Origin of the sequence: Aliivibrio sp. 1S175, from assembly GCF_001690985.1 — a bacterium.
GTDB lineage: Bacteria > Pseudomonadota > Gammaproteobacteria > Enterobacterales > Vibrionaceae > Aliivibrio.
The window spans coordinates 1-512 of sequence record NZ_MAJS01000072.1; the positions used below are offsets into that span (position 1 = coordinate 1).

General features: G+C 35.9%; 1 protein-coding gene. It reads left to right on the forward strand.

The window, feature by feature from the left end:
• Window positions 1-57 precede the first annotated feature (57 nt).
• Window positions 58-501 (forward strand): GNAT family N-acetyltransferase, encoded by a 444-nt coding sequence (locus A6E06_RS15185; protein WP_065593071.1) that lies wholly within the window; start codon window positions 58-60, stop codon window positions 499-501.
• Window positions 502-512 lie beyond the last annotated feature (11 nt).

Here is a 512-nt window from a genome sequence, read left to right on the forward strand (position 1 = left end):
TTATGCAGGCGTTATAAGCACCGATTTATTAAGGTTATTTGAGCCAGAGGTAAAGGTTTGAAATTTTCTACGCGTTCAGCGAAAGATAGTGATTTTGAGTTCTTATTTGAACTTAAAAAGGCAGCTGAATTTGAGCCAATTAAGGCTGTGTTTGGTTGGGACGATAAAATTCAACGTGAAATGCATCAAGATGAATGGGGTGAAGAAAAACCAACCATTATTGAAATGTCAGGTGAAGCAATAGGTAGCTATTTGCTTCAAAACAAAGGTGACCATTTCTATTTTTGCCGTTTCTTTTTATTACCAAGCTTTCACGGAAAAGGAATAGGAAGTCAGGTTTTAAGCCAATGTTTAGAGTTTGCTGATAGTGAAAATAAACCAGTGGAATTGTGTTATTTACAAGGCAATCGGGTAGGCGGTTTATATCGTAAATTTGGTTTCCAAGTAACATCAGAAGATGCTCAATTTGTTCATATGAACCGTGTAAGAATGTGCTTATAACAAATGCATCA